The 7,625-nt window shown below is 45.7% G+C and carries 6 protein-coding genes and 4 tRNA genes; 3 read left to right on the forward strand and 7 right to left on the reverse strand.

Annotated elements, in window-relative coordinates; translation table 11 throughout:
- Nucleotides 1-798, reverse strand: a 798-nt coding sequence (locus RH89_RS09575) for an aminotransferase-like domain-containing protein (RefSeq protein WP_004401422.1), incomplete at its 3' end; no start/stop codon positions are given.
- Nucleotides 799-1,037: 239 nt separating this feature from the next.
- Between RH89_RS09575 and RH89_RS09580 the strand changes: the two genes are divergently transcribed.
- Complete coding sequence (locus RH89_RS09580) at nt 1,038-2,438, forward strand: alpha-amylase family protein (protein WP_004401424.1); 1,401 nt, start codon at nt 1,038-1,040, stop codon at nt 2,436-2,438.
- Nucleotides 2,439-2,507: 69 nt separating this feature from the next.
- Here RH89_RS09580 and RH89_RS09585 read toward each other — a convergent pair.
- The 6 genes from RH89_RS09585 to RH89_RS09610 form a co-directional block, all read right to left on the reverse strand.
- A tRNA-Cys gene (locus RH89_RS09585) sits at nt 2,508-2,581 on the reverse strand.
- Nucleotides 2,582-2,626: 45 nt separating this feature from the next.
- Nucleotides 2,627-2,713: transfer RNA gene (locus tag RH89_RS09590), tRNA-Leu, on the reverse strand.
- Between the two features lie 133 nt (nt 2,714-2,846).
- Nucleotides 2,847-2,922, reverse strand: a tRNA-Gly gene (locus tag RH89_RS09595).
- Nucleotides 2,923-2,924: 2 nt separating this feature from the next.
- Nucleotides 2,925-2,998: transfer RNA gene (locus RH89_RS09600), tRNA-Cys, on the reverse strand.
- A gap of 204 nt (nt 2,999-3,202) precedes the next feature.
- Nucleotides 3,203-4,651 (reverse strand): ATPase RavA stimulator ViaA, encoded by a 1,449-nt coding sequence (viaA, locus tag RH89_RS09605; protein WP_004401426.1) that lies wholly within the window; start codon nt 4,649-4,651, stop codon nt 3,203-3,205.
- A 12-nt stretch (nt 4,652-4,663) separates the two neighbouring features.
- Nucleotides 4,664-6,322 carry an ATPase RavA domain-containing protein gene (locus RH89_RS09610; protein ID WP_004401428.1) on the reverse strand — a complete coding sequence of 553 codons (1,659 nt, stop codon included), beginning with the start codon at nt 6,320-6,322 and terminating at the stop codon, nt 4,664-4,666.
- A gap of 279 nt (nt 6,323-6,601) precedes the next feature.
- Between RH89_RS09610 and RH89_RS09615 the strand changes: the two genes are divergently transcribed.
- Complete coding sequence (locus tag RH89_RS09615; protein WP_004401430.1) at nt 6,602-7,117, forward strand: NUDIX hydrolase; 516 nt, start codon at nt 6,602-6,604, stop codon at nt 7,115-7,117.
- Between the two features lie 29 nt (nt 7,118-7,146).
- Nucleotides 7,147-7,625, forward strand: a 479-nt coding sequence (locus RH89_RS09620) for a GntG family PLP-dependent aldolase (protein WP_004401432.1), incomplete at its 3' end; no start/stop codon positions are given.

Here is a 7,625-nt window from a genome sequence, read left to right on the forward strand (position 1 = left end):
GGCAAGTCTTTGCTTTTGCTTGTCCGTTAGCGAATACCCCACCGGATTTTGCGCGTAGGTCATAAACCAGCACGCTTTAATGTCCATGCTTTTGAGCGCCGATTCCAACACATCGAGATCCAGACCTGATTCAGGGTCTGTAGGAATTTCTACCGCTTCCAGATTCAAACGTTCCAACGCCTGTAGCACACCATAAAAAGCCGGATATTCAATAGCCACTCTGTCACCCGGTTTGGTGCAGGCCTGAAGGCTAAGATTCAGAGCCTCCATAGCACCAGAGGTAATCACGATTTCCTCGGGCAGCACATTTAACCCACGTTGTTGGTAGCGTTGTGCAATTTGCCGGCGCAAAGATTCGCTGCCGGGAGGCAGGTTTGTCAGCATACTGTTACTCGGCATCTGCCGACTTGCGTTAGCCAGGCTGCGGGATAATGCCTGATGCGGAAACAAAGCAGGATCAGGAAACGCGCTGCTGAGTGGAATGATGCTCGGGTCTTTGGCTCGGTGGAGAACGTCGTAAAGCAGGTCGCTGATTTTTACTGGAAACGGTTCTAGCTTTTTAACCTTATCATCACCGAGATGAATTCCTCGCTGAGGCATCACGTAATAGCCGGATTTAGGTTTAGCCTGAATGTATCCCTGATTTTCGAGTAACTGATACGCTTGCAGTACCGTTTCTATACTCAGCTTATATCGCTTACAGGTTGCGCGTATGGAAGGAAGCTTTTCACCGCTCAGCCAGATCTTATGTTCGATCTGCTTCTTTAAGTCATTAGCCAGCTTTTGCGGTTTCTTCATTAGCTTTGCCTTTCGCCCTTAACCTTCTGTTTGGCCTAGGAATATATACTCAAACCGCCCTAATATGCCATAGCCAGAATTATAGAAGCGAGTACAACGTACAAAATTCTATCAAATCCACATCATAGAAAGTTTCACCCCTACACTTGTTGATGAGGTTTCCGGTTACCACATTTTTGAGTTTACTCTTTGGTCAATAAGCATAGATTTTGTTATTCCAATAATAAGAGACAAAGACTATGAAAAAATCCATAAAACCATCACTAGCTGTGATTGCTTGCCTCTCCATTCCTACAACTGCCTCTGCTGAAGCTATTTTGCACGCGTTTAACTGGCATTATTCCGATGTCACTGCGCGAGCAGAACAAATCGCACTAGCAGGCTATAAAAAGGTGTTGATTTCCCCCGCTATAAAGTCTCGCGGAGACAAATGGTGGGCGCGCTATCAGCCGCTCGATTTCAGGGTTATCGACTCCCCTATCGGAAACAAGCAAGATTTACAAAACATGATCAACGCACTGGCTCAGTACAATGTTGATGTTTACGCAGATGTTGTGATGAATCACATGGCGAACGAATCGCTCAAACAGGATGGACTCAACTATCCGGGAAGCGATGTAATTCAGGATTACCAACAGCGTGCGGGTTACTACGCTGCACAAACTCTGTATGGCGATTTGAGTCACAATCAGTATTCTTCTGCTGATTTTCATCCTGCTGGGTGCATTACTGACTGGGAAAACCCAGGACACGTGCAGTACTGGCGATTATGTGGAGCTAACGGAGACACTGGTCTACCAGACCTAGAAGTGAATCCGTGGGTGATAGACCAGCAAAGGCAATATCTCGCTGCTCTAAAAAACATGGGGGTCAAAGGCTTTCGTGTCGACGCGGTAAAACACATGAGCCTTCACCACATCAATCAGATTTTCACACCGCAGATCTCTGCCAACATGCATATTTTTGGTGAAGTCATTACCGGAAGTGGTCAGGGTGATTCCAGCTACGACGGATTCCTTGTCCCTTATCTGAATGGCACCAATCATTCCGCGTACGATTTCCCGCTCTTTTCTTCAATCCGACGTGCTTTCTCTTATAACGGAAGTATGACTTTGCTGCATGATCCAAAGGCTTACGGTCAGGCGTTGGAAAGCACAAGAGCGATTACCTTCACGGTCACACACGACATTCCAAACAATGCGGATTTCAGACATCAAATCTTAGATCCAAAAGATGAAGAACTGGCTTATGCCTATGTTTTAGGGCGTGATGGTGGCGTCCCGCTGATTTACAGTGACGAGTTGCCAGACAGCGAAGATCAGGACAACGGTCGCTGGGCAAACGTATGGAATGATTCAACCATGGTTAAAATGCTCAACTTCCACAACGCGATGCAGGGACAAGGGATGACCGTGGTGCATAGTGACCAATGCACGTTGCTGTTTAAACGCGGTAAGCAAGGCGTGGTTGGTATTAATAAATGTGGAGAAAGCAAGCATATAACTGTGGATACCTACCAACACGAATTTAACTGGCACATGCCATATAAAGACGTACTTTCAGGATCAACAGAAACGGTAAGCTCGCGTTATCACACCTTTGAACTGCCACCCCGCACTGCAAAGATGTTTAAATTGTAGCTTTGCGCTCAGTTAGAAAAAGAAAAACCCCAGAAGATACCTTCTGGGGTTTTCTATTCATTCAAAGAATGGAGGCGCCTCCCGGAGTCGAACCGAGGTCCACGGATTTGCAATCCGCTGCATAGCCACTCTGCCAAGGCGCCTTTATTTGTTATGCTTATCTTTGTGAAAAGATAAGCCTTTGTAGATGGTGCCCCGGGCCGGACTTGAACCGGCACAGCGCGAACGCCGAGGGATTTTAAATCCCTTGTGTCTACCAATTCCACCACCAGGGCACGCAATTCTTTATTGCGATGGGTAAGACACCATCTTCAGCATCATTTTCTATAAAAACAACACTTCAAAATTTAGAGCGACACACAAGAAACCTTGTGTCGCAGTTTAACGAAACATCGTCAAACTAAAATTTGGAGCGACACACGAGGTTCGAACTCGTGACCTCAACCTTGGCAAGGTTGCGCTCTACCAACTGAGCTAGTGTCGCAATGGAGGCGCGTCCCGGAGTCGAACCGAGGTCCACGGATTTGCAATCCGCTGCATAGCCACTCTGCCAACACGCCAAACCGAACTGCTTTAGGAGTCTCTCCCGCCGCGTTCGATGCACACTTTACGGATTCACCAACAGGAGTCAAACAAAAATTTAAGTTTTTCATTCGGTTGATGCTTAATAAAGCAAACCGACGTTTGTTTGATCTTTATTTGGTTAAAAATCACTATTTGGAAATATTGAAAAAATTAGGTTTAAGAAGACAGAAAGTAAAGCGTTACCACTTCTTGAACATTCTGCCCACAAGATTTGGGTGGTATGCCCAGCAATGGTCGAACATCGACATTAACTGAGGGTTCCCATATTTAGATAAACTGATTGCGTGGAAGCGATTTGATTTCTCTTTTAACTGATTCACTTTTTCCAGAATGTGTTCTGGTTGTTTAGGTGCAATAAAGTCTGAAATCACAACCAAATCTGCATTGCGGTATTTATCCGATGACATCAAATCGATAGATTTTTCAATGACCGGATCTATATCAGTACCGCCGTGGAAGGTATAAGACAAGAAGTCACTGGCTTCGCGTAACCCATCCTGCTTAGTCAGCTCATAGGTGATTTGCTCGGTCGAGAAGATAATAACGTAGCACTCGCGCCCTTCCGCCAGAGCTATTTGCATCAGCGCGTAGGCCATTGCTTTGGCGCATTGCTCCGGGAAACCGCTCATAGAGCCGGACGCATCCACACAAATGATGAATGGTCCTTTTTCGATATCGACCTTCGCGTTGTCTGGCGTCACTGCCCTCACCTTGCGAAGTTTTCGCGACTTGCCCTGAGTTTTGTAATTCATCAGGCGCTTGTCGATCAGATGCTTGTAGAACACCACTTCCAGTTCAGGATACGCCAGAAACATGGTTTCATTAGGAAGCAATTTGTTGAGATCATCACTTTCGTGAATACCTACAATGTCGTCTGTGGCTTCGTCACTTTTCTCTTCGACGACTCTTAACTCTTCATTTGGGGCTTTGTTCAGATCTGGGTCTTCAACTTCACTGGCCATGCGCCCAAGCTTTTCAGCGATGTCTTGCAAGGTTTCGTTCTTTTTTAGGAAGTCTGCATGATGCTTCATGGTTGAAATGTCGGTTTTAGACAACTTGGCAGACGCCATATCCCAAAGTTTACCGATTTGCGCTTCTTCACCAGATTCCGTCACCTTGTCCATGTTCTTCATGGTTTCGATGCGTTGGTACAAGTCTTCGAGCAGCTTTTCTTTGTCACTTTCCAATTCGCTGACCTGAGCTTGTTTAAGCGCCTCGCTCAGGCTCTTGTACCACTGGTCACAGAAGTAATGCGGGAACATCGGGTTGTTGACCCCTTTGTTCTTTTCAAGCAGGCGTCTGGCTTGCAAATAGAACGCAGAATGCCATTCCAGACGCTTGATCACGTCGTGGATCTTGACGAAAAACTCGTCTTCCGTCCAATGAATAACTTCCTGATAAAGTGCCAGTTCGTTACGAAAATGCTCGGTATCGCACACCTTGGTCATTTTGCGTTTAACTTTGCCGCGCCATTTAAGAAGGTGGTTCTTCATTGAAGATTTAACGCCGCGATTGTTTTCTGCCACCATCATGACTTGAGAACGTGCCATCAAGTCGTTGACCGCCGTATCTATCAGCCCTGAATCTGCAATCATTAACGCCAGATTTAAACTATCAGCCCCTAACATTCCGTCCCCTTCCTATTCGAAGTACTCGTTTAGGTGTTTGATGCGAAACGCCACTTTCTCGCATTCGGCTTTTGTCGACTCAAGCGTATGAGTGATGGACTGAATGCTGGCTTCCATTTGTGTCGGTAGCTCCGGGTCAATAAAGCTGTGTGGCAGCGCGCCATGAAAATCGGATTTAACCTGTCTTAGGTGATGCTCGGCCGCCGTAAGTTGTTCCAGTGCGTGATTGGCTTTCTCGCTCCACTCCTGGAACAGTTCTTCCTCCAGCCCATCGTTAGTCACCAAAGTAACCAGGACCGAGCGGTTTGCGATGTCTTTAATCACCAACTGCTCATCAGCGTCCAGACCAAACTTCAGACGCCCCAGATTGGTGTTTTGGTTGACGTAACCGTAGGCATCGCCACCCCCTTCTTTGATCACCTTCTCCAGCTCTGTCATTGAAAGGTAAACCCAGCGGGTATTGCCTTTTTCCCCTTCCCAAACAGACATGTTGCTTTGCAGCAGCGCAAGTTTCACCAATCCAGAGTCACGCCCGACCTGATAACGCTTGGCGTTACCTGTATCGAAATGGTGAATCTCTTTCTTAAGTAGTTTACCTGTGCTGTCTACGGACAGATGCATAGCGTGTTTGGCTTCCAATTCATCCTGAACTTCGTCCAGTTCCTCTTTGCAGGTTTCGATCTGTTGATTGATCGTAACCTGATCAAATGCATGATTGATGGCGAAATCACGAACCACTTCTTCCACAATCTCACGCGATTCAGGGCTGTTCCACAAACAATCCTGCAGTAACAACAAGTCCAGAGGATTAATGGTGTCTCGCCCGTTAAAGTACGCACTGGCTTTGAGTAACTTCACTGCCTTTTTCCAGCGACGGTCAGACACATAAAGATCCGTATCAGCAATATCAACACCACTGTCAACACGTTGCTCAATCATGCTTTTCAACTGATACAGCTTTTCAAATACTGACTCGGACAAAGAGAGTGTGTCCAAATCCTGAAGCCACTGGTGATACTCTTCATTGGTGATCGCCAGCCCTTCCGGAATTTGCGCCTCTTGCGGCGTACCTACTGTAAGCATAGAACGAAAGTTCTGCTTATCCTGAATTCGGTTTACGAACACTCGAACCAACATGCGGTCGTATAAAGCTTCTAACCCACTGTCTTCATCAGGTAATTCGTTTGAAGCAGACACCAGCAATCGCATTGGCACTTTTTCAATTTCGTTACCATTTTTAAACGTTTTTTCGTTTACGACGGTGAGCAGAGTATTAAGGATGGCAGGACCGGCTTTCCAGATTTCATCTAGGAAAACGACTTGAGCGGTGGGCAAATATCCTTCTGTCAGACGAACGTATTTACCGTTGTCTTTTAATTCCTGAATGCTTAAAGGACCAAACACCTCTTCCGGTGTGGAAAAACGAGTCATCAGGTATTCAAAGTATGAGCTGTTATCGAAAGCTTGTATTAAGCGTTTTGCAATTAAGCTTTTTGCGATACCAGGAGGCCCTAGCAAGAAAACACTTTCGCCAGAAAGCGCGGCAAGCAGGCAAAGCTTGATGGTATGTTCTCTTTCGTACACTCCATCGGAGAGCGCGTGCACCAATTTATTGATACGTTCTGATAAGAGTGCCTTCTGAGCATGAGTTGGATTATTAGAACCTAACATTTCGACACCTCGGCATCAGACAAATTTGATAATTTCATTTTAGTATTTTTATACATTTGTTATCACTTTGTTACAAGTAATATCTTGTTTTATTAGACTCTTATAGCAGATCTACACCAAATCGATGGGAAAGAAATCTTTGATTACGTAAATGAGATTTTCATCAGGAAAATATTGAGCTAAGTGATGGAAAAGTCAGAAGTAGGACTTTTTTCATGATTGTGTCTTTACAAAACAGATGCGTGCCAGCAGTATCATTAAAAAAGCAATGGAAACGCTATGTCCCGCACAATACACAGTTGGAAAAATATCTCGCTTTGCGAAGAGGATTTGAACCTTCCAACCGGAAAGCCCATTACCCACACGACCATCGTACATCCGGGTGCTGCTGTCATTTTACCAATCCTTCCAGACAACCGAATTCTGCTCATCAGGCAGTATCGTCCGTCTCTGAAAAAGTGGATATTGGAAGCGCCTGCTGGCACCAAGGAGCCAGATGAGTCTCCAGAATGTTGTGCAAAAAGAGAGTTGGAAGAAGAAACGGGTTACAGCGCGGGCAGTTGGCATTCTTTAGGGCAGGTTACGCCATTAGCAGGGTTCTGTGACGAAATACAACACTTGTTTGTCGCCAAAGATTTAAAAAAGACCGATCGTTTAAGTTGCGATGACGATGAGGTTATTGAGCTACTTCCTCATTCACTTGAAGACATTGAAAATGCGATAAAAAACGACGAGTTAACCGATGCTAAAACCATCGCCAGCATTTACAAAGCCAAGTTATGCGGATTACTATGAAACGCCGACCATAAAGGATAAATGACATAATGGATTTTAGATCAGACACTGTCACTCAACCTACCCCAAGTATGAAACAAGCCATGATTGATGCACCACTGGGTGACGATGTGTATGGTGATGACCCGACTGTAAACGACTTGGAACAATGGGCAGCGCAGCGACACGGCTTTGAAGCCGCGTTATTTACCACATCCGGCACGCAAGCCAATTTGCTCGCCCTGATGAGTCATTGTGAGCGCGGTGACGAATACATTTGTGGGCAACAGGCACACAATTATCAATATGAAGCAGGAGGCGCGGCAGTACTGGGTTCTGTTCAGCCTCAGCCAATCGAAAACGAACCAGATGGTCGAATCTGTTTAAAGAAAGTCGCCGCTGCAATCAAACCAGACGACTTCCATTTTGCGCGTACCAAACTTCTGAGCCTGGAAAACACCATCAATGGTAAAGTCCTTCCTCTTAGTTATTTAGAAGAAGCGCGACAGTTGACCACTGAAAAGGGTTT

This window comes from Vibrio nigripulchritudo ATCC 27043 (genome assembly GCF_000222685.1).
GTDB lineage: Bacteria > Pseudomonadota > Gammaproteobacteria > Enterobacterales > Vibrionaceae > Vibrio > Vibrio nigripulchritudo.

What these genes read in the sequence shown, in the direction of transcription:
- RH89_RS09610 (WP_004401428.1), bottom strand. Translation starts at nt 6,322, where the DNA reads ATGTTAGGTTCTAATAATCCAACTCATGCTCAGAAGGCACTCTTATCA.
- RH89_RS09580 (WP_004401424.1), top strand. Translation starts at nt 1,038, where the DNA reads ATGAAAAAATCCATAAAACCATCACTAGCTGTGATTGCTTGCCTCTCC.
- viaA (WP_004401426.1), bottom strand. Translation starts at nt 4,651, where the DNA reads ATGTTAGGGGCTGATAGTTTAAATCTGGCGTTAATGATTGCAGATTCA.
- RH89_RS09615 (WP_004401430.1), top strand. Translation starts at nt 6,602, where the DNA reads ATGTCCCGCACAATACACAGTTGGAAAAATATCTCGCTTTGCGAAGAG.